The following is a 23,449-nucleotide window of genomic DNA, read 5'->3' on the forward strand; positions in this document are numbered from 1 at the left end:
GAATCAATGATTATTGATTGTATGTTTTTTCAGTTTCGTCAAAAGCTTTCTTCGTTTCTTCGAGCTTCTGATTCACATCTTCTGTTTCATCAACAGGTGTCGTTCCCGCTACTGAAACTGCTGGAACCTCTTCATTTGTTTCTTCCAGTTCATTGTTATTAGAGCGGTATGTTTTCAGCTTCCCAACCACATTGTTGGACTGCTCTTGTACGGATTTTGTTAGGGTAGAAGATTTTTCTTTCGCCACTGCTGCAAGCTCATTGCTCTTCTCTACAGCTGTGTCTTTCCACTGACCTGTCTTTTCCTTCAGGACAACAGTTTTCTCATTGATATCATGGCGGAGGTCTTTACCGGATTTCGGGGCCATTAGAAGGGCTGCTGCAGCTCCCACGATTCCCCCGATCAGTGTCCCGATCATGAAGTCCTTTGAGTTGATGTTGCTGCTATCGTTTGTCTGGTTCTGATTTTGGTTCTGATTGTACTGTTGAGTCATGTTAAAATTCCCCTCTCTAATTGTTATAAGATCTTGCTCTTTTAACTAATTTCTCTCGAGTTCGAACTTCTTTGGATGTTTGGTTTGGAACAGCAACATCATGTTGTTTTGGCTGTTTTTCCTGTTTTTGTTTCCATTTGTCCTTTAACTCAATAAATGCATTTCCCCATTGCACCACCTGCGAAATCTTTCCTTGGTTGCGCTCCAGTTCAGTTGAAATGGAAGTACTTACCTTCTTCACCGAGTTATTAAGGTTCTGGATGGAATGCCCTACATCTCTTACCGCATAAACAACTGTGTTCAGATCCTCAGACTTCTTCTGGATATCCTCAGCCAATAAATTTGTTTTATGTAGTAATTCTGTAGACTCTCTTGTTACTCCTTGAAGCTGGCTCTCAAGGCCGGTCATTGTCGTTGAAACGCTGTCTAATGTAGAGCCCAGGGACTTCAAAGTCTTCATTAAACTCATTACCAAAATGAAAAATGCAACTGCTATGACAGCTACGCTTAGATAAAGAATGATTTCCATATGACACACCTCCATGTATAGGAACTCTTTACCCTTATGATGAACAAATAAACATTATACTAGTATTTCTTCCTCCCCAAACCATTTTCCTGCATAAAAAAATAATTTTTTCTTGTTTTAGCATTTCACATTTTGGTTATCTCATCCCTTCACATTTTAGGGTACAATAATAAGGACTACATATAAGGGGGAAATAAAAATGAAAGATCCACGCATTGATAAACTGGCAAAAAATTTAATTCAATATTCTGTGCAATTACAGCCTGGAGAAAAAGTGCTGATCGAAAACTTCGGATTGCAGCGTGAACTGGTGACGGCACTCGTTAAAGAAGCGTATGCAGCCGGAGGACATCCTTTCGTATCCATCAAAGATCACGCAGTCGACCGCGCATTATTAATGGGCGCGCAGGAAGAGCAATATGATATGATCGCAAGCTTCGAAGCAAATGTCATGGAGCAGATGGATGCGTATATCGGTTTACGTGCAGGTGATAACATCAGCGAACAGTCAGATGTGCCGGACGAAAAGATGAAGATTCATGGAAATACGATCGGGAAGAAAGTACATAGGGAAATCCGCGTTCCTAAGAAGAAGTGGGTCGTGCTCCGCTACCCGACGGCATCCATGGCTCAACTCGCCAACATGAGCTCAGAAGGCTTCGAAGACTTCTACTTCGATGTATGCAACCTGGATTACAGCAAAATGGACAAAGCGATGGATAACCTCGTTGAACTCATGAACAACACAGATAAAGTCCGCCTTGTCGGAGAAGGGACGGACCTTACTTTCTCCATAAAGGACATTCCTGCTGTGAAATGTGCGGGACGCCTGAACATTCCTGATGGCGAGGTGTACAGCGCACCTGTGAAAGATTCGGTGAACGGCGTGATTTCCTACAATACGCCATCTCCCTATAACGGATTTACGTTCGAAAACGTCAAATTGACATTCAAAGAAGGAAAGATTGTCGAAGCCACTGCGAACGATACAGACCGGATCAACAAAATCTTTGATACGGATGAAGGAGCACGATATGTAGGGGAATTCGCCATCGGCGTGAATCCATTCATCCAGCATCCGATGCAGGACATCCTCTTTGATGAAAAAATCGACGGCAGCTTCCACTTCACACCGGGTGAATGCTACGAAGAGGCCTATAACGGAAACCACTCGAATATCCACTGGGATATGGTAATGATCCAGCGTCCTGAATATGGCGGCGGCGAAATCTATTTCGATGATGTATTGATTCGAAAAGATGGAAGGTTTGTCATTGAAGAGCTTGAAGTGTTGAATCCGGAGAATTTGAAGTAAGAGAGTTGAAGCCACCGTCAGGGTTATGACGGTGGCTACTTTTGTCAAAACATAAAAAACCGGCTCCCACAGGAACCGGTTTTTTCTATTAATACTATTCTTTTAATTGTTGCTCAAGCTTCTGTTCATAAGCTTGTTGGAACTTTTGAACGTCTCCCGCCCCCATGAAAATCAGTACGGCGTTTTCATGTTTGAGTAAAGCGGTCGTATCTTGTTCGTCTATAATTTCGCATCCTTCAATCTTACTTTCAAGATCGTGGATGGAAAGTTTCCCGTGGTTTTCCCGTGCGGAACCGAAGATTTCACATAAGTACACTTTGTCTGCAAGACTCAGCGTCTCGGCAAACTCTGTCAAGAAGGTCTGCGTACGTGTAAATGTGTGAGGCTGGAAGACAGCGATGATTTCTTTTTCCGGATATTTCTGTCTTGCAGAGTCAACGGTTGCCCTGATTTCAGTCGGATGATGGGCGTAGTCATCGATCAGGATCTGTGAGCCTACTTCTTTTTCAGAGAAACGGCGCTTGACCCCTTTAAATGTGCTTAATCGTTCTTGAACGATTGCTGTATCAAGCTCTTCATAATGACAAATGGCAATGACGGATAAGGCGTTCATGATGTTATGGTCACCGAATGTCGGGATTTTGAATGCGGCATAAAATTCATTGCGCACAAACACATCAAATGATGTCCCCGTTCTGTCCCGTGATACGTTTCTCGCCTGGAAGTCGTTCTCCTCGGCAAAGCCGTAAAACACCACCGGTACCTGTGCCTGGATTTTTTGTAACTGCTCATCATCCCCGCATGCGATGATTCCTTTTTTCACCTGCATGGCCATCTCCTGGAAAGCAGAGAAGACGTCATCCACATTGGCAAAGTAGTCGGGATGATCGAAGTCAATGTTCGTCATGATGGCATAGTCTGGGAAATAAGAAAGGAAGTGTCGTCTGTACTCACATGCTTCGAATACAAAGTAATTCGCATCCACTTCGCCTTTACCGGTTCCATCCCCAATCAGGAAGGAAGTCGGCTTTGCCCCACTGATGACATGCGCCAGTAAACCGGTCGTCGACGTTTTTCCGTGAGCACCCGTTACCGCCACACTTGTGAATTTCTGCATGAAATCACCAAGAAATTTATGATATCTGGTCACTGGCAGTCCTTGTTCAACGGCTGCTTGTATTTCTTCATGGGTGTCAGGGAAAGCATTCCCTGCGATCACATGCATATCCCCTCCAATGTTTTCTTTTTGGAAAGGTAGTATTTTAATATTTGATTCATCCAGAGCCTTCTGAGTAAAGAAATACTTATCTACGTCAGATCCTTGGACCTCGTAGTCCATATCATGGAGTATCTGGGCTAATGCACTCATGCCCGACCCCTTTATTCCTACGAAATGATATATCGTCATAATAGAACCTCCAACAATCGTCTATCTAAAAGCATTATATGAAATGTATATTTACTTTGCCATCGGTCTTTAGCTTTCGATATGTGAGTTTAGAAAAAAGCGTACTTTCATCAACTTGAAACATTATATCATTTTTTGAAATCCCTGACCATGTAGAAGCTACGAAAGACTGGGCAGGATGAAGTTTGGTGCTTCTTCTTTTAAGAACGTTCTCCATAATACCCCAGTTTCTTGATTCATTTGACTATAATGTGTTTGTAGATTTGCTATCACGTCCATTGATTTCACGGGAAAAACAGGACCTAAGATCCACTGATGAACGACCAGCGGGACTTTCCTCACGAAATAGACCTGTCCTTCAATCATTTCCTTTTCTATCCAATCAGGGTTCATTTTAACAATCACTTCTTCTCCCTGAACGATTGTGTGGCAACGTACGGTCCGTCCTTCTGCCCCTTTGACTATGACGGGTTCCCAGGCAGCCGTCAAAATAACGGCACCAAGGAGTTTGGTTGATTCCTGAAGGGGATGTGACTGAAGGAATTGAAAGAATAAGGTCTGACCCTTGATCGTCTTATAATCAAATAGAAACCATTCTTGAAACAATTCCTCCACTCCAGCCTCTAGCCGTGCCTCATCGTGTTGAAGAAACCGTTTGGAGAACATCATTTTAGCCCGTACTTTTTCTCTTATATTCGTTTCCTTCAAAGCGTACTCATACGCTTTCCTGTAGAGGTCCTCAATATGATCTTCTGCGATTTTCTGTTTTTTCTGCCTGAACCGTTCAAGATCTAACGTGCTTTCCTGCTCTTGCATGCTCTCACCTATTCGAATTCTACTTTTTCCAGACGGGGGTTCGGACGAAGCTTCCTTCCTGCCTTGGCTTCCGGGGAACCGTCGATGACGACGTTGTCCCCTGTAAATCCTACATGGATCTTCAGAAGACTGCTTCCGACTCCGTACATATCGACTGGAACTTGATTTTCCTCAAACTGGCGTATGCGGTCTTCATTAAAGCCGCCCGACACGACAATCTTGACGTGGTGGTACCCTTCTTCGTCCAAAGCATCTCTCAATGCATTGATGAGCTGCATATTGACCCCGCGCGGATCAAAGGTTCCAAGCACATGCTGATTACGAAGGAAATATTTATCGATCATCATTCTTGATGTATCTACCCTTACCCCTTTTAATTCCTGGCCAAACTCTCTTGCGACCTTCAATGAGTCAGTAATGACATCATTATTGTAATCGACCAGGGTGATGAGCTCGTCTTCGGGGAACGTTTCCTTGTACGCTTTCGTCGCCTCTACGATATCCCCATTGAATAATTGAATGAGGGCATGAGGCATGGTTCCCATCCCTTTTTTTCCCCACCATTCATTCATGGCGTGGGTAGCCTGGGCGGTAGAGCCTCCTATGAAGGCTGCATACCCGTCTCCCGCCTGTTGGGTAAAATGATCGTCCCGGTCTCCCATAAAGATGACGGGCTTCTGTTTACCCGATAAGGAAGCTGCTTTCATCACATTGTAAACGCTTGTCGCAACGGACGTCCTTCTCGCCAGGATTCCGTCGATGATGCCTTCTAAATAACCAAAGTCCTGATAGCGGCCCTTGATGGTCAGCACGGTTTCAAACGGAGAGATCTGGTCTCCATCCTTTAAGGAATGGATCTCAAGATTCTGCGGGTTATCAGCGAATGTATGCAGAAGGGCGATGACTTCATCTGTTCCACAAATCACGGCATGTGTCTTTTGAAAGAATTGCATGGTGATGACTGCATCCGGTTTATGTTTCTTGGCAATTTCCTTCGTTTTTAAAAAATAGACAGCTGAGAACCAGCCATCCTTGATTCTTTCATCAAACTTGAATGTATGATTGGTCAACCTGTTGAGTTTCCCTTGAAGTTTCAATTCGATTTCTTTCATCACTAGTGCTCCTTATGGCTCTTTCTACAAAAAAAGAATAGGTATTCTGTTTATATCCTTACTGGACAGATATAAACAGAATACCATGTATTAAATATTTGTACTAGTCTATGCGAGTGTCTCCAATTCACTTTCGGAAATGAGGACATCCCTTGGTTTACTGCCTCTGGACTCGGAAATGATTCCATTACTCTCCATCATTTCCATCAATCTTGCGGCCCGGTTGTAACCGATTCTGAATCGGCGTTGCAGACTTGAGGCCGACGCCCCACCCTGATCGACGACAAACTCACATGCCTCTAAAAACAAGTCGTCCTCTTCCTCGGTAACCTGCGCTTTCTTGATCAATTCATCCTGTTGGAAGAGGTAATCAGGTTCCCGCTGATCCCTTACATGGCGGATGATGTCATCGATCTCGTCATCGGATACGAACGTGCCCTGCAACCGGACCGGTTTGGATGAACCATTCTCAAGGAATAGCATATCTCCTTTACCGAGCAGGCGTTCTGCACCGCTCCCATCGATGATCGTCCTTGAGTCGACGCTTGAGGAAACGGAAAATGCGACCCTTGTCGGAACATTCGCCTTGATCAAGCCTGTGATGACATCCACAGAAGGACGCTGAGTGGCAATGATCAAGTGAATTCCGCAGGCACGTGCCTTCTGGGCAATACGGCAAATGGCTTCTTCCACATCTGCCGGAGACATCATCATTAAATCCGCGAGCTCATCGATGACAATCACCAGGTATGGAAGCATGTCGCTGTATTGTTTATTCCGCTTGGCCAGTTCATTGAAACGCTTGATATCCCTTACTCCTGTGTGGGCAAATAATTCGTATCGTCTTTCCATCTCCTCCACAGCCCATTTAAGGGCGGCGGTCGCTGCTTTGACGTCAGTGATCACCGGGCTCACCAAGTGAGGGATCCGGTTATACGGTGCAAGCTCGACCATCTTAGGATCAATGAGGAGCATCTTCAATTCATCCGGAGATGACTTATAGAGAAGACTGACGAGAATCGAATTGATACATACACTTTTACCCGAACCGGTCGCTCCGGCGATGAGACCATGGGGCATCTTGCTCAGATCCGTCACGATGGGCTGACCGGAAATATCCAATCCGAGGGCCGCGGTCAATGGTGAAGACGGCTCCTGGAAGGCAGGACTTGCAATGACTTCACTGATGCATACCGGACGGCTCTCCCTGTTCGGCACCTCGATCCCGATAGTGTGTTTACCCGGAATCGGCGCTTCCATCCGGATATCCTTGGCTGCCAGGCTCAGCTTGATGTCATCTGTCAGATTCGTAATCTTATTGACTTTCACCCCTGGTTCAGGTTGCACTTCAAAACGTGTGACCGACGGCCCCTGGGTGACATTCACCACTTTTGCCCTGACGTTGAAATTATGCAGGGTCTCGTCGAGTAATAGTCTTTGAGAATCCAGCCACTCTTCGCTCATTTCCTTTGATACGGGCGGCGTCAAATAATCCACTTTCGGGAAGACATAGTCTCTCGTCCGTTTCGATGACGAGCTTAATTCACTGTAGCTCTTGACCGCTTCTTCTCCTTGTACCTGCATCTGTTGAGACGGCTTTTCTTCTGGGCGCTGCACGTCTTCAGCAGGTTCTTCAATACGTGCCTCTTGAACGGGAGGTGCTGTTTGTTCAGTGGTCCTTTGTCTCTCCATTGAAGGGGAACCTTCCGGACGTACGGACGAATTGCGGGTATCCATCTGCCGTTTATCTTGTTTAAGCATTAAGACGTTAAAAGGAAGATGTGACCTCTTTCGTCTTTCCGGTTCTTTCTTGATCGGTTCTGAAGGTACCCCCGTTTCAGGTTCTTCGTCAACGGGCCTTTCTTCAACAAGCGGCTGTTCTTCATTGACAGGCTTCTCATAAACAGCCGGAACTTCTTCATCTGCCGATTCCCGGAGTCCTGTTTCTTGATGCGGATGAGCCGTTGCGTCAGCAGTTATCTCTTCTACGGGTTCGGCTGACTCCGTTGTTTCAAATGGAAGGGACGGACCTGCCTCTTGAACGGTATCTTGATGCACTGACATATCCGATTCTTTTTCAACATGTTCCTGCTCCGGTTCGTTTACCGTTTCGTTTATAAGTGAAATACGCTCACTTGATGTAGTCGGAATGTCCACTATTCCGTCGTCACCTTGTTCTGTTTCATCATTCCGATTCGCTTGAAGCTCTTTAGGTTGAACCGGATGTTCTACTGGTTGGCTGCTTTCTTCCGCTTCTTCAGTAAGCGGCTGTACAGGGGATTTAACCTCTGGCTCAGTAGCAATGACAGACGCTTTTTCTACGGAAGGAAGAGATTCCTCTACTATTGACAGAGCCTTTTGATCGAGTACTCCTTCTTTTCTCTCTTCTTCATTATGTAAAAACTTATTCAGCTCATATTCGACACTTTCTTCTTTCTTAACCGGTCTTCCTCTAAAACCATAGATGGGCGACGGAATCTCCGTTGGCGTAAACGGCCGGCTATTTCCTTTTTCCACCTTCGTCACTTTTTTTGTCTTAACGGGTGTGGACTGATTCTCTTCTTTCCATTTCCGGTTGTTCGAAGATTGGTTTCGATTCTTCGGCTGCCGCTGCTCCTGCTCTTTAGGCTTTTCTCTTTCTCTTTCTTGATTCCTTTGTGTTCTCCGCGGACGTTCTCTGTTTTCCCCGTCTGATATAAGGGGAAATCTGAAATTCCCTTTTGGGTATTGATAGGTCATCCTTGCTTCTACATCTCGTGAATGATTTGGCCCTGCTATATGTTTACGTTCAGCCTTTGTCGGTTCGAGCTGCTGAACATCGTTGTGGTTTTCATCATAGTACTCTTCAAATTGTTCTTCATTATCTGATAATTTACCAAATATTTTTTTAATCCAGCTCACAAATATCACTCTTTCTTTCATACTTACTTTTTATTTTATCAGTTAAAGAGAAAAATTCGAGTCATTTCGATAGAATAAGAGAATTGTTAAAGGATTGTGTCGAAATATACATAGGCGTAAAGAGAATGTAATACGTAGATTTGTCACATAAGTGAGTGCTTGGTTGATTTCCGCTGCAGGTGCTCGCTTTCCGCGGGGCGGGAGTTGAGCCTCCTCGGGCTTTGCCCTGTGGGGTCTCAAGATCCAGCTACGGTGGCTAGCCCCTCGAGGTCATAAGCTAAATGGCCCAAGAAGGCAAAAGAACGCCTTCTTAGCCCATTCATCTTATGCTTGTCGGGGCTGAGCAAGCCACCTCCGCTTTTCAGGCTTCCCCGCTATTCCCGTCGGAGTCGAGCACCTTCCGCTCCAATCAACTTACAAAGGATCGTTTCACACCAATGAGCTCATCGACTCTTTTTGAAGAATTCATACGTCATATAAGAAATCCCTCTGAATTTTTTATCGATCATTCTCAACACTTAAAATAAATATTCCAATAAATAAAAATACCTGAGCCCACACTCCGGACCCAGGTATTTGTTTTTAAGCTGTGAATGGTTGACCTATTTGGTATGTGTCTTCAAGGACGAGGATGCCTTTTTCTTGGGGTGCATCGGGAAGGGCAAGTTCTTTGGCAGAGCAGATCATGCCTGATGATGCGACTCCTCGAAGTTCTGCATCTTTGATGACCATTCCGCTTGGCATGACCGCGCCAACTTTCGCGACAACGACTTTTTGCCCTTTGTCTACGTTAGGGGCACCACACACGATTTGCAGGGTTTCATCCCCAACATCGACGGTACAGATGTTCAGTTTATCTGCATTAGGATGCTTTTCTTTTTCTGACACATACCCTACCACGAATTTCGGAGAGAAGTCTGCTTCCAATACCTCATCAAAACCGTTGTTCTTGATGGCTTCGTTGATCAATTGGAGCTTCTCATCATTCATTTCGACAGGTCCCACTTCACTTACACTTATATACTTGGATGCTTGGAATAGGTTATAGCCGAGTGTTTTCCCCGTTTTCTCATCGAATAAACGTGCTGCGTCTTCTTTTCTTTCGTGTTGTACTTCTCCTTCGAAGCCCGGATCCAGTGTAACGATCAGGGTATCACCAATGCCTTCCAAGTTATAAAATACGTTCATCATTTTTTCTCCCTTTCCTTTTTGCGATTTTTTGCCAAAATGAAGATTGGTTCCAATTCCCCTTCTTCATATACAAAGGATAATGCTGTAATGGGTACGTTTCCTGTCGTAAAGAAACTCATCGTCATCTGGGCAAGGACGTCATAGCCCGTTTCATTGCGGATATCCCCGATGACTAATACATCCTGATGGGGGACCGATACCGTCATCTCCCCCTGCACATTCTTGCTTACTTGTTTTAAGAAGGCGTCATTCAAGATGCGGCTGGCATCGTATCCGTCATTGTTATTGAGAAAATAGAATAGGTTTCCTGCTACTTCATCCTTTTTCATGTCCGTTGGCAGGCTTCTGACGTTGAAAAGGGCAGTCTCCTTCATTTGCTCATGAGTCCATCCTTCCGCCTTCAGCATGTTTTCATCCAGCAGACGGTAGGTTTTCCCTAAATCAACGGCATAGTAAATACGTGTTTCAGCTGTATGCTCGTCCGTCACGAGTGCCACACCTTCATTGGATTCGGTTGCGAAAGAGGTGGAACGGATGACAGGAAAGACCTTCTTCTGTTTACTGCCAAGATCCGCTTCTGTCCCCATCACATTTAAGGCTTCTTCTACGTAATAGATGACTTCATCGATGATGGATTTATTGTTTTCTTTCCATTTCGATACGATCGGCGGCAGGGCGACGGTGATGCCTTTTTTCGTGGTGGTGTTTTCAATTCGTAGTGAATCTTTGTCCCGATCATATGTAAAGGTACGATTTGGTTTCTCTAATCGTTCCTGGAGTATACTTTTTAGCTTTTTTATGTCCAAATCTGATCCTCCTTTATTCTTATATTTAGACTTTATTCTAAAATATATTTTACAGTAGAGTGTGGTAGTTGATTTCCGCTGCAGGTGCTCGCTTTCCGCGGGGCGTGAGTTGAGCACCTTCCGCTACAATCAACTTTCTTCGCAGAGGAATTATACAATCTAAATAAAACCAAACTCACTATTCTTTTGTACTAGATCTTTGAAAGCAAAAAGACCGTCCTTTTAATGGAAAGTAATCGACCTCTTCCCTTTCTGGTTAGATGATTCACTTATAACATTTTACATGAAAATGGCGAGATTACAAAAGGAACCTTTTGATTTAGGGAAAAAGAAAAGGGATCCCATTTTTTAAAGGAGATCCCTCTGCTGTTATTTATGAAGCTAGTGAGTTCATGAAGTCTTCGATTTGTTCTTTTGATTTCCGGTCTTTGCTTACGAAGCGTCCGAGTTCACGACCGTCTCCGTATGCGATGAAGCTCGGGATTCCGAAGATATCAAGCTCGATGCAGAGATCGATGAATTGATCTCTATCTACATATAAAAATGTATACTCTCCGTACTCACTTTCGATTTCCGGAAGGATCGGTTCGATGATTCGGCAATCCGGACACCAGTCGGCTGAAAACATGAATACATGCTTCCCACTTTCTTTCAACTGGTGGAATTCTTCCACTGATTCAAGTTTACGCATTTTATTTGCCCCCTGTTTCAATCGTCATTTGGTTAGGTTTGATCCAACCTAGTTTACGCATATATTCAGATATTAACAGGCTTATGAATGCAGGTCCAACAAAATGCAACAGCAGGATTTTCATTGTGACATCCCAGCTGAATCCCATCGTTTTGAACGTCATGATCTGTCCGACCAATCCGCTCGTCCCCATCCCGGCTCCGGCTGCATTGTTTTCCATCAGCCAAACGGTCGTACCGATGGGAGCGAGAATCATACCGGCAACAGTCGGAGGGATGAGGATAAGAGGATTTCGAACGATATTCGGGACTTGTAACATGGATGTCCCTATCCCCTGGGCGAATAATCCTCCCACCCGGTTCTCCCGATAACTGATGACGGCAAATCCAACCATTTGAGCGGCACAGCCAATCGTGGCGGCACCGGCAGCGACCCCGTTCAAATCAAGCATCAAAGCAATCGCTGCACTAGAAATCGGGGCGGTCAGGGCAAGTCCCATGAGGGCCGCAACCAGGATTCCCATGATGATTGGCCTCTGTTCCGTCGCCCAGCTGATCCAGCTTCCAAACATACTCATAAAGTCTGCGATTCCCGAACCGATGAAGTAAGCGACCGTGAATCCAGCAAAAATCGTGACAAATGGCGTCACGATAATATCTATTTTCGTCGTCTTACTGACAAGCTTTCCAATTTCTGTTGATAGGACTGCCGCTACATACGCTCCTGCCGGTCCTCCAAGGGTCGCTCCGGCAGCCCCTGTCACGACGGCAGCAAATATGACCAGTGGCGGCGCCCCAAGACCAAAGGCAATCGCCACACCGATCGCCGGTCCCATCAAGCTGATGGCGAGTGTCCCCATCTCTATGAAGAATTCACTTAACCCTGCTGGAAGGGGAAGCTGCTCTCCGATCGTCTTGATGATCAATCCAATGATCAACGAACTGAACAACCCCAGTGCCATATAACTTAAAGCATCTATAAAATACGTCTTCGCCGACAGCGTAACGCCCTTCCTCTCCAAATATCCCCTCATGCCCCTCACTCCTCTGTATACCTTTCCTTTTACTAGTGTAAAGACACATGTTTGATTTGTCTATAATTTTTCACCATACAGTAGGTGCGAATTTGTTATATTTTCCCTTTCCCATTACTTATCTATTCTAAATCCATAAAAAAAGACCGGCCCTTCCCTGCTTCCGCAGAAAAAACCGGTCTATATCTATCTAGTTGTGTTTGACTGAAGCTGCGATTTTCATCATCATTTCAGCGTTATCCGCTAAGTCTTTCATTTCTGACTGAGTTGTTACTTTCGTTCCGCCCACTCCTACAGTAAGTTCGTACTCTTCTGTATCCGGCAATTCCTTAATGACATAATATCCTAAGCGGTTGTCTTCTTTAAAAGTCCCATGCTTCACGAGACTCTCTTTGTCATTAATGGCCATTTTATATAGAAGCTCACTATCCTTATCTTCTTGAGGGTTCGTGAAAAGTATAAACGTATCAGAATCCTTTGAAATAATGATATTATAAGGAGATTCTTTTTCTATCTCGGCACCAAACGGGAGATAAAAGCTGATGTTCCCAGCGTCTTCACCGGCTTTCTCATTGGAGTTCAAAGCTCCCTCCACCACGCTTGCCGTCTCCTCTTTTTCCTGGTCGATTGATGTATTGCATCCTGCTAAAATAAGCAATAGTATAAAGAAAATGATCGATGCTGTGGTTTTCATCCTCGTTTTCCCTCCCTTTCATACTTAGGACCTACGCTTATGATACCCTCACAAAGTCCCCCTTTCAACCCTTCCAATAAGGAATTCTGCCTTTTTCATGGGAAAAGTGGTTGAATTACCTTCGAAAGGGTATTTATGATAAGATGACTAAAAACAGGAAGGTGATCAGTTTGGAATTAACCGTGTATTTAGCCGGAGAGATACATAGCTCCTGGAGGGACGAATTAAAAGAGAAAGCGAAAGCCCTCAGACTCCCCCTACAGTTCGTCGGTCCCATGGAAAATCATGACCGGTCCGATTCCATCGGGGAAGAAATCCTCGGTGAACAGCCGAACAAGATTTTCCGGGATGAAGCTGCTTCTGCCATCAATAATTTCCGGACTGAACTGCTCATGAAGAAATCCGATGTGGTGATTGCTTTATTCGGAGAAGAATATAAGCAATGGAACACGGCGATGGACGCCAGCACGGCCATTACCCTACAAAAGCCCCTGATCCTCATTCGCCCGGAAAAACTTCATCACCCATTGAAAGAGCTTACAAATAAGGCGAATGTCACAGTAACGTCCATCGAACAGGCACTAAGGACTCTTTCTTACGTTTTCGAATCCGAATGACCTTATTCGTTAAAAAAGCCTGCAGGATCAACCCTGTAGGCTTTTTTATGCGGAATTATAGCAGAATCAAAAGACCCAATTATTTTAACTATTTAAAAATAATTAAATATTAGCAATCTAAAGAATTTTTATGTTATAATTAACCATTTGCAAACTTTTTTTGACTTTAAGAAAATATTAAAATATTATAGTAAAAGAATAAGGGAGGTAGTTACATGTCATCAATGAATAAACAGAAAATTGTGGATAGTGTCCCTCAAAAAGGTTTCTTTGGACATCCGAAGGGATTATTCACTTTATTCTTCACGGAATTTTGGGAGCGCTTTTCCTATTATGGAATGCGAGCCATCCTCGTATTCTACATGTACTATGAGGTGTCAAAAGGTGGACTGGGTCTAGAGGAAGGCAAAGCTTTAGCCATCATGTCCATTTATGGTTCACTCGTGTATATGTCCGGGGTCATCGGGGGCTGGTTGGCTGATAGGATATTCGGAACTTCGAAAGCCGTCTTCTACGGTGGAATATTCATCATGTTTGGTCACATTGCTTTATCATTTCCAGGAAATTTATCTCTGTTCTTTGTTTCAATGGTATTGATTGTTATCGGAACAGGGTTATTAAAACCGAATGTTTCCACTGTCGTAGGTGAAATGTACAGTGAAAATGATACCCGCCGTGATGCAGCATTCAGTATTTTCTACATGGGTATCAACTTAGGTGCATTCATCGCTCCACTGATCGTAGGTAGCCTGATGGAATCAAAAGGTTTCCACTGGGGATTCGCAGCTGCCGCAATCGGTATGTTCTTAGGTCTTGTTGTATTCATGTTAACGAAGAAAAAGAATCTTGGCCTTGCGGGTACATATGTTCCCAACCCGCTTAACACGCGCGAGAAGAAGAAATACGGATTAATCGTAGGTGCGGTCGTCATCGCCCTTGCCATCATTCTAGGTATCACGATTCCTGCAGGTTTATTTACACTGGACGTATTCATCGATATCGTTGGGATCTTCGGAATCGTCGTTCCAACCATCTACTTTATTGTGATGTACTATAGTCCAAAAACCACGGCAACTGAACGTTCAAGAGTCATTGCGTATATTCCATTATTTATTTCAGCAGTGATGTTCTGGTCGATCCAGGAACAAGGATCTACTATCCTTGCTGCATATGCAGACAAGCGTACTCAGCTTGATTTCATGGGAATTTCCATCTCTCCTGCATGGTTCCAGTCACTGAACCCATTATTTATCATCCTGCTTGCACCAGTATTCGCATGGATGTGGGTGAAATTGGGTGACCGTCAGCCATCCATTCCGAAGAAATTCTCATTCGGTCTATTGTTTGCCGGTTTATCTTTCTTAGTGATCCTGTTACCTGCACAAATGGGTGGAGAAGGTTCACTTGTTAATCCATTATGGCTTGTGCTAAGTTACTTCATCGTTGTTCTTGGTGAATTGTGCTTATCACCGGTCGGTCTGTCAGCTACAACGAAGCTTGCTCCTGAAGCGTTCTCAGCTCAAACGATGAGTCTATGGTTCCTGGCTTCTGCCGGTGCACAGGCTCTGAATGCACAGCTTGTCCGCTTCTATTCACCTGAAAATGAAACACTTTACTTTGGTTCAATCGGTGGAATGGCAATCTTACTGGCTATTATCCTATTCCTGATCTCCCCTATGATTCAACGGGCGATGAAAGGTGTAAAATAATTGATAAACCCCTCTGAATGATTTCAGAGGGGTTTTTTTTGCCCAAAAAGAACCCCGTTAGAAACGGAGTTCGATTCTTATTACCAGAATAGATTACAGAAGCAGTTTCTGTGCCTATTTTTGCATCCGCATTTCCGACGGTTGTCTTCTTCGCCTCTTCTGCCTCTGCAGCCTCTGTTCCGGTCTTCTGCTCCTCTGACATTGTCTCTTTTGCACCCGCATCTTCTGCGATCCTCATTCGCCCCAAACAAGTTGCATCTTCTTCTGTCACCAAACAGGAATTTATCCCAGTCGCAACAGAAGCGATTGTCCCGGCGATCATCACGATGATCATCACGGCGTCCGCCAACTCGGTCATTGCAATAGTTGCATCCCATAAATTCTAACCTCCTTAGAAAGAATTTATCAGATAAAAGAAAGTCTGATATACTCCATCCTATGAAGGAACGGTGAATATGGTATGGGCCAAGTACCTTTGAAGGACAGTTATACGTAAGATTATTTTGTCCGGTATTGCCACTGACCAAGCAGGAGTCGTACGACGTGAATGAACATTGTTTCTCTTGTGACGAGTCCATTGGTGAATATCCCTACGGCCCCTTCTTTCTTTCTGATTCCCGTACGTCGTGTATACTCATCCATTAAGGGTCCGAGCTCTTTCCCTGCTTTTAACTCCCGGCTGATCTCTGCAGGCAGGGTGATCCTCGCACCACCGCCGATGATTTCGTTCCCCTGCCGGTCGACAAGCGCACCCCAGTTACAGACGAGCATTCCGTACATGGATTCTGATACTCCCCCTTCAAGGCCGATCCCTACGTCACTATCTGTGCTTTTGAGAACATTTTTTGCGCGGTTCAATGCCCCTTCGATCGTCTCCTGATCGGTCAGGGGCTGCTCACTTACATGGGACTCGGTTTTCAGGCACTGAAATTGCACCTCTTTGTATTGCTCCCCGAACGCCTTTTGTATCGCTTGCACCTTTGCAGGATTCGTTGTTCCGATTGCTATCTTTAACAAATTCATACCTCATTTCTAAAAAGGTCTGACAAACGCCTTTTTTCCTCTCTATAAAAAGGCTGTCTCAACTCGTATATGATTGAGACAGCCCTTTCCAATTTTTCTAGTGGTGATCATCCATTGGATTTAATGGTCTCGATGGTCGAGCGGTCACATTCTTTCACCAACTTGACGATCAACTCTTTGGCTGCGGCATAATCATCTACATGGATCATGGACGCATGAGTATGGATATATCTCGAACAGATTCCCACTACAGCACTCGGGACGCCTTCATTGGACATGTGCACCCTTCCGGCATCTGTGCCGCCTTGTGAGACAAAGTACTGATACGGAATGTCGTTTGACTCCGCTGTATCCAGAACAAATTCCCTGATTCCTCTGTGCGTGACCATGGAACGGTCGAGGATGCGGAGCAGTGCCCCTTTTCCAAGTTGACCAAATTCATTCTTATCCCCTGACATATCGTTCGCAGGACTCGCATCCAGTGCAAAGAAAATATCCGGATTGATCATATTGGCTGCCGTCTGGGCACCGCGTAGTCCCACTTCCTCCTGAACCGTCGCACCGGAGTATAGGGTGTTAGGCAGGGTTACGCCCTGAAGCTCTTTTAAGAGTTCAATGGATAACCCGCATCCATAGCGGTTATCCCAGGCTTTGGCAAGGATTTTCTTCTCATTGGCCATCGGGGTGAACGGACAGATCGGTACAATCTGCTGACCTGGTTTGATTCCGATTTCACGTGCATTTTCCCGGTCATCCGCACCGATATCGATGAGCATATTCTTGATGTCCATCGGCTTGCGGCGCTGCTCTTCTCCTAACAGGTGAGGCGGTATACTTCCGATCACACCTGTTACCGGTCCGTTATCGGTCATGACCTGGACCCGCTGAGCGAGCAGGACCTGGCTCCACCAGCCGCCGAGGGTCTGAAAACGGATCATTCCATTGTCTGTGATCGATGTAACCATGAAGCCCACTTCATCCATATGCCCGGCAACCATGACAACGGGATCCTCATCGCTGCCTTTTCTCACACCGAATACTCCGCCTAATCGATCTTGCACGATTTCATCAGAGTATTGTGATAAATGTTCTTTCATAAATGCCCGGACCGCATGCTCATTACCGGGAGCTCCCTGTAATTCAGTCAATGTCTTAAATAACTCTAACGTATCTTGTTTCATGTCTTATGCCCCTTTTATATAAAATCTGCTGTATGTATAATCTTATTTTACAGAACTTTCGCACCTCTTACCACCTATTAAAGAATAAAAGCAGTTCTCTTTTTTCTGTTTTCTTTGATAGAATGTACCTAAGGATGACAAATTATCGATCATTGCCGGCAAGGCTTGCAGGGACTAAGGTAGACGGTTCCAGGCTTCCGGCACGTGAAATTAGCCTGTGGAGGGAATAAAGGATGAACTGGAAATCTTTCGTATTTGGACTCGGAATCGGAGCTGCTGGCGGTTATATGCTTAAAGAAAAGCTTGATGATTCCCGCCTTATTTCTGCTGAAAAAGTATTAAAGGACGTCAAGCTTTCTTTCAAAAAAGAGGGCGGCATCGATGGTTCATGGATCGGGATGAAGCCCGAGGACTATCAGAAGCACTCCGTCAGCACCAAAGTGTATAAAGGCGGTATATCAAGACGAATTGACGGCGAACTCGAGCAGTATGAGTTCGTAGCGGATGCTTATACCGGCACCGTTGTGGATGTATACCCTTTAGCGTAAAAAAATGGGATGATCCCGATTCACTCCGGGATCATCCTTTTCTTATTTTTCTCTCATTACCTTATCAATCGTTTCCCCGTCTCTATTCCACTTGATGCCTCTATATACCGCATCATGATAGAAAAGGAACCAGTACTCTCCTTCAATCGCTTTCCCTATCCATTTTTCTTTTGCCCCGATGGACGTCATCGGATAGTCATCATAAGCGAGTACCCATAATGGATTCTTGTGCGCGTGGGTCGGCATGATATCTGCCATATGAATGAATGTATCTCCGCCATGCTCCATGAGAATGATCGAATGGCCGTCACTGTGACCGCCGGTGTGAACCATCTTGATCCCTGGAAGGACTTCCATCTCGTCTTTGAACGTTTCCACTTGGGATTGAATGCTTTCCCAATTTTCCTTCCAGTATGTATTGCGGGAGCGCACATTCGGGTTCCTCATCTCATCCCACTCCACCTGAGAGGTGTAGATGACGGCATTCGGGAAGACAGGAACCAGTTCCTCTCCCTCAAACCTCGTCAATCCGCATGCATGGTCAAAGTGCATGTGCGTCATCAAGACCATATCAATATCGTTTGGCGTAAGGCCAAGGGATGCAAGGGATGCTTCAATATCCGATTCTTCATGCACACCGTAATTGCGCTTTTGTTTATCATTCAGTTTCCCTTTGCCGATACCTGATTCGATTAATACATTTTTCCCTTCCCACTGGAAGAATAGCGGGTCCGTTCGCAATTCAATCTGATTCAGTTCATTTACGGGGTATTTCTTTGACCAAAGAGGCTTTGGTACGACACCAAACATCGCTCCCCCATCCATATGGGTCACGCCGCCATTAAGCCAGTGTATCGTCAGATCTCCAACCTTCAACGTTTCCATCCTGATTCCTCCTTTGTTCATACCCTTTCATTTTATCAGAATACATGGACAACTTGTAGGCGGATGCCTCGGCAACCAAAAACCGCCCTCGCGAATTCACAGGGCGGCCTCTATCTTATGATTAATTTTGAAACTGGGCTTCGACGCGGTAGATTCTTTGCCCTTTTGCTGAGAATTTTTCTTCGTATTCTGTCATGATATTGCCTTCGAATTCACTGTTATGAAGGTCGAGGCTTAAGAAATTCAGATGAAGTCCGTACCATGAGAAACTTTTTAAGGAGTACTCGAATAATGCTTGATTATCTGTCTTGAAGTGGATTTCCCCGCCCTTGATCAGGATTTGTTCATACATGGATAAGAAGTCCTTGTATGTCAGGCGGCGTTTTTCATGGCGGTTTTTCGGCCATGGATCAGAGAAGTTCAGATACACTCTGTCCACTTCCCCCGCTTCGAAGTATTCCGTGAGATTCCTCGCATCGACACTCAACAGCTTGACGTTCGGAAGTTCCGCTTCGATCAGGCGATCAAGAGCCGTCACGATGACACTTTCATATAACTCGATTCCTATATAATTAACGTCTGGATTGGCCCTTGCCATTTCCGTGACGAATTGACCTTTTCCTGTCCCTACCTCGATATGGATCGGGTTATCGTTCTCAAACTCTTTGTTCCATTGACCTTTTTTCTCCTGGGGTTCTGCCACAACATACTGTGGATGATCACTGATTTTCTCAGAAGCCCATGGTTTATGACGTAAACGCATGTAGACACCTCATTTTTTATTATCGAAAAAAACATACCATGACTCCCCGTCCTATGCAAGAGCCAAAAATGGAATGGAGCGCCCGAGTGGAGGTCCGTCCCTCAAAAAAGGGCGCATAATTGAAAAAGGAATTCACACACTAGTAGTGAATTCCTTTTTGGGTCTGTTCATTTGAAGGGACCTTAGAATGTACGTGGTTCATTCCACCATACGAAAAATGAAAGGGTGTACTCGATGCCTTTAAATTCACAGAATCAAATGCAGTTATTATCAGATATATTAAGCAATCATTCGACGGATTGCTGCGGTTCGGTTTCGGAATGTGAGCAGGTTGAACGGTTGGTCAAGTCCTTGATGGTCAATGCCGATATTCATGAAAACGTCAAACCCGTTTTGCAGGAAATTTATCAGTACAGTCAAAGCGGGATTTCATCATCTGACTTAACGAACCATATTACGACTAATAAACAAAACCTGTCCCAATGGGTCACGGATATGAACAGCTATTCCTGATTCATATCACCTTGTGTAAATATTGAATCCAGTGATTCATTTCGTGGAAACGCGCCTTACCCTTATGCCATTGGATGGATAGGATCGTCTGAGCCACCACATACCATTTCATGCGCAGCTTCAAATTATCCGTAAGCTCCGCACCATACTGGGTCAGCCAGCTTTCCCACTGATCCTCAGGGATATACCAGTATAACAGCAAGCCTACATCAAAAGCCGGATCTGCGATCATCGCTCCGTCCCAGTCGATTAAATACAACTGGTTGTAATCTGACAGCAGCCAGTTGTTATGGTTGACGTCTCCGTGACAGACCACATATTCATCCTGTTGTACTTCCATAAGCTCCTTTTGAAGAAATGAAAGCGCCTCTCTGATGACAGGCAATGAAAGAAGATCGAACTCGAGTCCCGTCTCCACTTCCGTCAGCATATGCTCCGGTTGAAACGGTTCTTTACCAAGCCGCTCGAGCATGGTTGAAAGAGGTTTCGAGGAGTGGATCTTGTTCAACAGCCTCGCCACCCGTTCATCCTTCATCTCTTCGGGCTTTAACTCTCTCCCATTTAACCAGTGTTGTGCCGTGATGACGTCCCCGTTTTCCATTCGTTTTGTCCAAACAAGCTTGGGTACGATTCCTTCTGCTGATAAAACTGCCACAAAAGGGGAAGAATTACGCTTCAGAAATAACCTCTGCTCCTGATACTGAGCAAAGAACGCTTCTCCCGTCGCACCGCCTGCGGGGACTATTTCCCAATCTTGGTCAAATAAGTGTTCCAATATATTCACCTTCTATTGGTCCTTTGTCATGTTTATATGTTCACGTTTATAGGTTCTTTTTTATCATGTTGATTACTTATTGAAAAAGTCTAATAAAATAAAAAAGACAGCTATTGGGCAATACAAATCAATAGCCATCTGTTTACGATTTTATCGTCATCTTGCGTTTTCGTCAAGCACAGGAATGAATGGTCACCTTACAAATACATAGGAAGACACCGGCCGGAGGGTGATGGAAGTCCCCTCCACATCATACAGGCCGCTTACGCCTGCCTGGTGGCCATCCGACAAACAGATCCATTGTTTCCCTTCTGCCAGGGTATATTCGCATGGTTTTGTATCCGAGTGAAAGACCATGAGGATCTCATCCCATGGACCATATGGATGGACATTCTGATAGGTGACATCCACGAGATTCGCCTTGCTGTGAGACACTTTTACATGCTCCCGGATCAAATCACCCTTTTGAAACCGGAAGGCCCCGTGACTTTTCCGTATCTGGATCAGGGCTTTCACATACTGGACCACTTCATCGTACTCTTCTCTTCGGACCCAGTCCAGCTGATTGATCTCTACGGGTGAGTTATAGCTGTTCTCGATTCCCTTTTTCGTTCTGAAGAATTCCTGCCCTGCATGGAGAAAGGGGATCCCTTGAGACAAGAGCACCATCGTGGTCGCTAATTTGTGCCTGGCCTTAAGAGTTTCTTCCTCTTCATTCATGCATGCCTTCATTTTATCCCACAAGGTATGGTTATCATGGGACTCTACATAGTTGACGGATTGAGCGGGTTCTTTAAATAGTCTCCGTTCCCCGCTCTTCATCCCGATGCTGCCGGTGAGGACCAGCTCCACCTTCTGTTCGAGGTGTCCGTGACCGAGGGCAAAGCCTTTGTCATACAAATTAAATGTACTTCCTTTAATGGTGTCCCTGAACCAATCATTGAATTGTCCGATTCCCTGAAGATGATGAGCATTCCGAAGATTGGCTTTTTGGTGGGGTGGGAGTGGCGTATTCAGATCCCAGCCTTCTCCTATCAAAATCGCTCCGGGGAGCACCTTATCCACTTCTTCACGGATCACGGTCATCGTCTTGACGTCCAGGATCCCCATCAAATCAAAACGGAAACCGTCCACACCGTATTCATTTATCCAATAAAGAATCGAATCGACAATGAACTTTCTTGCCATGAGACGTTCTGAGGCGAAGTCATTCCCTACCCCCGTCCCGTTTGACGGTAAGCCATTTTCATCATGTCGGAAAAAATAGCCGGGCACGAGTTTTTCAAAAGATGAATGTTCACGGATGAACACGTGGTTGTAGACCACGTCCTGAATGACCCTGATATTCTCATCGTGAAGGCTTCGGATCACAGCTTTTAATTCTCTGATCCGCTCATATGGATCTTCAGGCTTTAAGCTGTAACTCCCTTCAGGTGCATTGAAAAATAAGGGATTGTATCCCCAATTATAGGTGGTGTCTGAAGGGATATCCGTCACACCGTCGAAGTCATTTACGGGAAGCAGCTCCACATGTGTGACGCCGAGCTCCTTCAAGTACTCAATCCCGCTTGAGAATCCTTTCGGTGTCTTCGTTCCTTTTTCCGTAAAGGCGCTGTACTTCCCCCGATACTTCATCCCGCTCTCTTTCTGGGCAGAGAAATCCCTGATATTCAATTCGTAAATCACGCTATCCGTCGGAGAGGCCAATGGTGCGAGGGGAGCAATCTTTTCCCCCGGATTGATGACACAGCCCCATTCACTATTCAATGAGACCGCTTTCGCATAAGGATCGATCAGCTCATCCCAAACGAGATTGATGCACGGGAGGATTGAATAGAAATAGCCTTCTATATCGGTATCGACCCGGCATTCCCATACACCGTTTTCCATTCTCATATACGGGTATTGGATTTCTTCATCATCCGGTGATTTGAGCTTCAACCGAACCTCTGTCGCAGTCGGGGCCCATACCTTGAATACGGTGCATCCATCCTGATACGTTACCCCGAGGTCATTTCCATTGTAATAGTACCTTTGATCAAATTCTTCGGTCCGAATGACCGCCCCGATCTGAAGGTCTGTCTTTGTTCCATATTCGTCGACGATTTCATACGTGTCACCTAAAATGATCTTTTCACTCTGAATGGTCGTCACATATTTCATCGCATCATTCAGGGGAATCTTCTCTTCGATATGAAGAGAGATCTTTTCATCATCCTTGATCAGAGTGAAGTGATTCGAGTTCCCTTCATGATAATCGTATGGAAGGATCATGGTAATTACATTGAATGTATCTAAAAACGCGTCATAATGCCTGCTAATGACTAACACTTCTGCCACCCACTTTTGTTTAACATTTTCCGACTCTCTGCCATCTTTAAGAATTGTATTCGTTAGAATGACCGCTACCTTATATTATTCACTACAATTCTATTTGCTCCGCTGC

23 protein-coding genes are annotated in these 23,449 nt (G+C 45.0%); 6 read left to right on the top strand and 17 right to left on the bottom strand.

Annotated elements, in window-relative coordinates; genetic code table 11:
* Positions 1 to 10 precede the first annotated feature (10 nt).
* Positions 11 to 493 (bottom strand): YtxH domain-containing protein, encoded by a 483-nt coding sequence (locus AC0VXY_RS17580; protein WP_435989613.1) that lies wholly within the window; start codon positions 491 to 493, stop codon positions 11 to 13.
* Positions 494 to 509: 16 nt separating this feature from the next.
* Complete coding sequence (locus AC0VXY_RS17585) at positions 510 to 1,022, bottom strand: DUF948 domain-containing protein (RefSeq protein WP_435989612.1); 513 nt, start codon at positions 1,020 to 1,022, stop codon at positions 510 to 512.
* Between the two features lie 199 nt (positions 1,023 to 1,221).
* Here AC0VXY_RS17585 and AC0VXY_RS17590 point away from each other — a divergent pair, with 199 nt between their 5' ends.
* Entirely contained in the window at positions 1,222 to 2,337 is a 1,116-nt protein-coding gene (locus AC0VXY_RS17590) for an aminopeptidase (protein WP_435989611.1), read from the top strand.
* A 94-nt stretch (positions 2,338 to 2,431) separates the two neighbouring features.
* Here the strand turns inward: AC0VXY_RS17590 and murC are convergent, their stop codons facing one another.
* From murC to AC0VXY_RS17635, 9 genes are all read right to left on the bottom strand, one after another.
* A complete protein-coding gene (murC, locus tag AC0VXY_RS17595; protein WP_435989610.1) occupies positions 2,432 to 3,745 on the bottom strand; it encodes a UDP-N-acetylmuramate--L-alanine ligase in 1,314 nt (437 codons plus the stop codon).
* A 159-nt stretch (positions 3,746 to 3,904) separates the two neighbouring features.
* Entirely contained in the window at positions 3,905 to 4,561 is a 657-nt protein-coding gene (locus AC0VXY_RS17600) for a hypothetical protein (RefSeq protein WP_475526047.1), read from the bottom strand.
* An 8-nt stretch (positions 4,562 to 4,569) separates the two neighbouring features.
* Positions 4,570 to 5,673, bottom strand: coding sequence for a nicotinate phosphoribosyltransferase (locus AC0VXY_RS17605; protein WP_079532871.1), 1,104 nt, complete (start codon positions 5,671 to 5,673; stop codon positions 4,570 to 4,572).
* Between the two features lie 108 nt (positions 5,674 to 5,781).
* Positions 5,782 to 8,574, bottom strand: a complete 2,793-nt coding sequence (locus AC0VXY_RS17610; RefSeq protein ID WP_475526048.1) for a DNA translocase FtsK — start codon at positions 8,572 to 8,574, stop codon at positions 5,782 to 5,784.
* Between the two features lie 582 nt (positions 8,575 to 9,156).
* Positions 9,157 to 9,762 carry a YtpR family tRNA-binding protein gene (gene ytpR, locus AC0VXY_RS17615; RefSeq protein ID WP_435994399.1) on the bottom strand — a complete coding sequence of 202 codons (606 nt, stop codon included), beginning with the start codon at positions 9,760 to 9,762 and terminating at the stop codon, positions 9,157 to 9,159.
* Positions 9,762 to 10,571: a DUF1444 domain-containing protein gene (locus AC0VXY_RS17620; protein WP_475526049.1), complete on the bottom strand. Its 810-nt coding sequence runs from the start codon at positions 10,569 to 10,571 to the stop codon at positions 9,762 to 9,764. Before AC0VXY_RS17620 ends, ytpR begins: the two co-directional genes overlap by 1 nt.
* A 373-nt stretch (positions 10,572 to 10,944) precedes the next feature.
* Positions 10,945 to 11,262, bottom strand: coding sequence for a thioredoxin family protein (locus AC0VXY_RS17625; RefSeq protein WP_435989606.1), 318 nt, complete (start codon positions 11,260 to 11,262; stop codon positions 10,945 to 10,947).
* A gap of 1 nt (position 11,263) precedes the next feature.
* Complete coding sequence (locus AC0VXY_RS17630; protein ID WP_475526050.1) at positions 11,264 to 12,295, bottom strand: PTS sugar transporter subunit IIC; 1,032 nt, start codon at positions 12,293 to 12,295, stop codon at positions 11,264 to 11,266.
* Between the two features lie 190 nt (positions 12,296 to 12,485).
* A complete protein-coding gene (locus AC0VXY_RS17635) occupies positions 12,486 to 12,989 on the bottom strand; it encodes a hypothetical protein (protein WP_475526051.1) in 504 nt (167 codons plus the stop codon).
* A 170-nt stretch (positions 12,990 to 13,159) separates the two neighbouring features.
* Between AC0VXY_RS17635 and AC0VXY_RS17640 the strand changes: the two genes are divergently transcribed.
* The 3 genes from AC0VXY_RS17640 to AC0VXY_RS17650 all read left to right on the top strand — a co-directional run bounded on the left by AC0VXY_RS17640 (position 13,160) and on the right by AC0VXY_RS17650 (position 15,701).
* Complete coding sequence (locus AC0VXY_RS17640; RefSeq protein ID WP_435989603.1) at positions 13,160 to 13,606, top strand: YtoQ family protein; 447 nt, start codon at positions 13,160 to 13,162, stop codon at positions 13,604 to 13,606.
* Positions 13,607 to 13,821: 215 nt separating this feature from the next.
* Complete coding sequence (locus AC0VXY_RS17645) at positions 13,822 to 15,315, top strand: peptide MFS transporter (protein WP_435989602.1); 1,494 nt, start codon at positions 13,822 to 13,824, stop codon at positions 15,313 to 15,315.
* A gap of 110 nt (positions 15,316 to 15,425) precedes the next feature.
* Positions 15,426 to 15,701: a hypothetical protein gene (locus AC0VXY_RS17650; RefSeq protein ID WP_475526052.1), complete on the top strand. Its 276-nt coding sequence runs from the start codon at positions 15,426 to 15,428 to the stop codon at positions 15,699 to 15,701.
* A gap of 112 nt (positions 15,702 to 15,813) precedes the next feature.
* Here AC0VXY_RS17650 and AC0VXY_RS17655 read toward each other — a convergent pair whose 3' ends face one another.
* Positions 15,814 to 16,338, bottom strand: coding sequence for a DUF84 family protein (locus AC0VXY_RS17655; RefSeq protein ID WP_435989600.1), 525 nt, complete (start codon positions 16,336 to 16,338; stop codon positions 15,814 to 15,816).
* 107 nt (positions 16,339 to 16,445) lie between these two features.
* Positions 16,446 to 17,519 (bottom strand): M42 family metallopeptidase, encoded by a 1,074-nt coding sequence (locus AC0VXY_RS17660; RefSeq protein ID WP_475526053.1) that lies wholly within the window; start codon positions 17,517 to 17,519, stop codon positions 16,446 to 16,448.
* A 233-nt stretch (positions 17,520 to 17,752) separates the two neighbouring features.
* On the opposite strand from AC0VXY_RS17660, the gene AC0VXY_RS17665 reads away from it, so the two are divergent.
* Entirely contained in the window at positions 17,753 to 18,067 is a 315-nt protein-coding gene (locus AC0VXY_RS17665) for a PepSY domain-containing protein (protein WP_475526054.1), read from the top strand.
* A gap of 42 nt (positions 18,068 to 18,109) precedes the next feature.
* Here the strand turns inward: AC0VXY_RS17665 and AC0VXY_RS17670 are convergent, their stop codons facing one another.
* Together AC0VXY_RS17670 and trmB are read right to left on the bottom strand one after the other, a co-directional pair.
* Positions 18,110 to 18,952 (bottom strand): YtnP family quorum-quenching lactonase, encoded by an 843-nt coding sequence (locus AC0VXY_RS17670; protein ID WP_475526055.1) that lies wholly within the window; start codon positions 18,950 to 18,952, stop codon positions 18,110 to 18,112.
* 121 nt (positions 18,953 to 19,073) lie between these two features.
* Positions 19,074 to 19,715: a tRNA (guanosine(46)-N7)-methyltransferase TrmB gene (trmB, locus tag AC0VXY_RS17675; protein WP_435989596.1), complete on the bottom strand. Its 642-nt coding sequence runs from the start codon at positions 19,713 to 19,715 to the stop codon at positions 19,074 to 19,076.
* Between the two features lie 234 nt (positions 19,716 to 19,949).
* On the opposite strand from trmB, the gene AC0VXY_RS17680 reads away from it, so the two are divergent.
* Positions 19,950 to 20,228 (top strand): YtzH-like family protein, encoded by a 279-nt coding sequence (locus AC0VXY_RS17680; RefSeq protein ID WP_034765629.1) that lies wholly within the window; start codon positions 19,950 to 19,952, stop codon positions 20,226 to 20,228.
* 1 nt (position 20,229) lies between these two features.
* Here the strand turns inward: AC0VXY_RS17680 and AC0VXY_RS17685 are convergent, their stop codons facing one another.
* Positions 20,230 to 21,003: a phosphotransferase family protein gene (locus AC0VXY_RS17685; RefSeq protein WP_034765627.1), complete on the bottom strand. Its 774-nt coding sequence runs from the start codon at positions 21,001 to 21,003 to the stop codon at positions 20,230 to 20,232.
* Positions 21,004 to 21,195: 192 nt separating this feature from the next.
* Positions 21,196 to 23,343: a type I pullulanase gene (gene pulA / locus AC0VXY_RS17690; RefSeq protein WP_475526057.1), complete on the bottom strand. Its 2,148-nt coding sequence runs from the start codon at positions 23,341 to 23,343 to the stop codon at positions 21,196 to 21,198.
* Positions 23,344 to 23,449: the final 106 nt, after the last annotated feature.

The sequence above is a fragment of the Rossellomorea sp. QJM3NY_18 genome, assembly GCF_056173145.1.

Excerpts from the sequence above, each read along its gene's own strand:
- AC0VXY_RS17590 (WP_435989611.1), top strand. The coding sequence starts at position 1,222 with ATGAAAGATCCACGCATTGATAAACTGGCAAAAAATTTAATTCAATAT.
- AC0VXY_RS17580 (WP_435989613.1), bottom strand. The coding sequence starts at position 493 with ATGACTCAACAGTACAATCAGAACCAAAATCAGAACCAGACAAACGAT.
- ytpR (WP_435994399.1), bottom strand. The coding sequence starts at position 9,762 with ATGAACGTATTTTATAACTTGGAAGGCATTGGTGATACCCTGATCGTT.
- trmB (WP_435989596.1), bottom strand. The coding sequence starts at position 19,715 with ATGCGTTTACGTCATAAACCATGGGCTTCTGAGAAAATCAGTGATCAT.
- AC0VXY_RS17665 (WP_475526054.1), top strand. The coding sequence starts at position 17,753 with ATGAACTGGAAATCTTTCGTATTTGGACTCGGAATCGGAGCTGCTGGC.
- AC0VXY_RS17600 (WP_475526047.1), bottom strand. The coding sequence starts at position 4,561 with ATGCAAGAGCAGGAAAGCACGTTAGATCTTGAACGGTTCAGGCAGAAA.
- AC0VXY_RS17630 (WP_475526050.1), bottom strand. The coding sequence starts at position 12,295 with ATGAGGGGATATTTGGAGAGGAAGGGCGTTACGCTGTCGGCGAAGACG.
- murC (WP_435989610.1), bottom strand. The coding sequence starts at position 3,745 with ATGACGATATATCATTTCGTAGGAATAAAGGGGTCGGGCATGAGTGCA.
- AC0VXY_RS17645 (WP_435989602.1), top strand. The coding sequence starts at position 13,822 with ATGTCATCAATGAATAAACAGAAAATTGTGGATAGTGTCCCTCAAAAA.
- AC0VXY_RS17625 (WP_435989606.1), bottom strand. The coding sequence starts at position 11,262 with ATGCGTAAACTTGAATCAGTGGAAGAATTCCACCAGTTGAAAGAAAGT.
- AC0VXY_RS17680 (WP_034765629.1), top strand. The coding sequence starts at position 19,950 with ATGCCTTTAAATTCACAGAATCAAATGCAGTTATTATCAGATATATTA.
- AC0VXY_RS17605 (WP_079532871.1), bottom strand. The coding sequence starts at position 5,673 with ATGAAAGAAATCGAATTGAAACTTCAAGGGAAACTCAACAGGTTGACC.
- AC0VXY_RS17635 (WP_475526051.1), bottom strand. The coding sequence starts at position 12,989 with ATGAAAACCACAGCATCGATCATTTTCTTTATACTATTGCTTATTTTA.
- AC0VXY_RS17585 (WP_435989612.1), bottom strand. The coding sequence starts at position 1,022 with ATGGAAATCATTCTTTATCTAAGCGTAGCTGTCATAGCAGTTGCATTT.
- AC0VXY_RS17660 (WP_475526053.1), bottom strand. The coding sequence starts at position 17,519 with ATGAAACAAGATACGTTAGAGTTATTTAAGACATTGACTGAATTACAG.
- AC0VXY_RS17655 (WP_435989600.1), bottom strand. The coding sequence starts at position 16,338 with ATGAATTTGTTAAAGATAGCAATCGGAACAACGAATCCTGCAAAGGTG.
- AC0VXY_RS17670 (WP_475526055.1), bottom strand. The coding sequence starts at position 18,952 with ATGGAAACGTTGAAGGTTGGAGATCTGACGATACACTGGCTTAATGGC.